The 1,904-nt window shown below is 72.3% G+C and carries 2 protein-coding genes; both read left to right on the top strand.

Going from position 1 to position 1,904, the window contains the following annotated elements:
- Positions 1–59: 59 nt before the first annotated feature.
- Positions 60–1,160, top strand: coding sequence for an urea ABC transporter permease subunit UrtC (urtC, locus tag ACOV8S_RS32840; RefSeq protein ID WP_448322306.1), 1,101 nt, complete (start codon positions 60–62; stop codon positions 1,158–1,160).
- Positions 1,157–1,904 (top strand): urea ABC transporter ATP-binding protein UrtD (urtD, locus tag ACOV8S_RS32845; RefSeq protein WP_448322304.1); only part of this gene is annotated, 748 nt, incomplete at its 3' end. The genes urtC and urtD, both read left to right, overlap by 4 nt.

Here is a 1,904-nt window from a genome sequence, read left to right on the forward strand (position 1 = left end):
CGGTCACCCCGCCCCGCCCTCCGTCCGCGAGCAGGCCGCGGGCTTCCACGTCACGACGCCTGCGGGTGCCGGGCGCCTTCCTCCTCGGCGCGGTGCTGCTGTTCGGCGCCGCCCCGCTCGCCCTCCCCGACTCCCGGCTCAACCTCCTCGCCAAGTACCTCTGCTACGCGATCGTCGCCGTCGGCGTCAGCCTCGCCTGGGGCCGCGGCGGACTCCTCGTCCTCGGCCAGGGCGTCTTCTTCGGCCTCGGCGGCTACGCCATGGCCATGCACCTCAAACTCGCCGACGCCACGACGGCGGGCGAGAAGCTGCCGGACTTCATGCTGCTCTACGGCACCTCGGACGCGTTGCCCTGGTGGTGGCAGCCGTTCGCCGACCCGGCCTTCGCGCTCGCCATGACGGTGCTGCTCCCCATGACGGTGGCCGCGCTCCTCGGCTTCCTCGTCTTCCGCCGTCGCGTGAAGGGCGCGTACTTCGCGATCCTCAGCCAGGCCCTGGCCGCCGCCCTGTCCATCTGGCTGGTCGGCCAGCAGGCCACCACCGGCGGCACCAACGGCCTCACCGACATCCAGGGCTTCTTCGGCTACGACCTCGCCGACCCCGTCAACCAGCGGATGGTCTACTTCGTGATCGCCGCGGCGCTGCTCCTGCTGATGGCGATCGCCCGCCAGCTGTTCGTCAGCCGGTACGGCGAACTCCTCGTCGCCGTAAGGGACTCCGAGGAGCGCGTCCGCTTCCTCGGGTACGACCCGGCCAACGTCAAGCTCGTCGCCTACGTGGTCGCGGCCGGCATGGCGGGTCTCGCCGGCGCCCTGTTCGTCCCGGCCGTCGGCATCATCTCCCCGGCCCTGATCGGGATCGTGCCGTCCATCGGCTTCGTCATCGGCGCCGCGGTCGGAGGCCGGGCCTCACTGGTGGGGGCGGTGCTCGGCGCCGTCGCGGTGGCCTGGGCGCAGAGCACCCTCTCCGACGCCTTCCCCGCCGCCTGGACGTACCTCCAGGGGCTGCTCTTCGTCCTGATGGTCGGCTTCCTGCCGGGCGGGCTGGCCTCCCTCGGCGCCCTGCGGCGCAGGCGGCGGGGCGTCACCCCGTCGTCCGCCGAGGGCCCGGCTTCCGCAACTTCGGTCTCTCCGACTGCATCCACGAGGGAGACGGCATGAGCGGCGCGGGACTGACCGTCCGGAACCTGCGGGTGGCCTTCGACGGATACACCGCCGTCGACGGCGTCGACCTGGACATCGCACCGGGCGACCTGCGTTTCCTCATCGGCCCGAACGGTGCCGGCAAGACCACCCTGGTGGACGCCGTGACCGGTCTGGTCAAGGCCACCGGGTCGGTCCGCTTCGGGGACGACGAGCTCCTCGGCAGGCCCGTCCACCGCATCGCCCGGCTCGGCATCGGACGCACCTTCCAGACGGCCACGGTGTTCGAACAGCTGACCGTGGAGCAGAACCTGGACATCGCCGCCGGAGCGGGACGCGGCGCCTGGACGATGCTCCGGCGCCGCAAGGCCGTTCCCGAGCGGGTCGAGCGGGCCCTGGAGACCACCGGTCTGGCGGACCTGCGCGGCCGCCCGGCGGGTGTGCTGGCCCACGGCCAGAAGCAGTGGCTGGAGATCGGGATGCTGCTGGTGCAGGACGTGCGGCTGATGCTGCTCGACGAACCGGTCGCCGGCATGAGCCACGAGGAACGCGAGGCCACCGGCGAACTGCTGCGGCGGGTCGGCGAGGACCACACGGTGGTCGTCATCGAGCACGACATGGACTTCGTGCGGGCCTTCGCCCGCAGCGTCACCGTCCTGCACGCCGGCAAGGTGCTCAGCGAGGGTTCGGTGGCCGAGGTCCGGGCCGACGCGAAGGTCCAGGAGGTCTACCTCGGCCGAACCTCCGCGCCCGACCCCGACC

The sequence above is a fragment of the Streptomyces sp. CO7 genome (assembly GCF_053474865.1).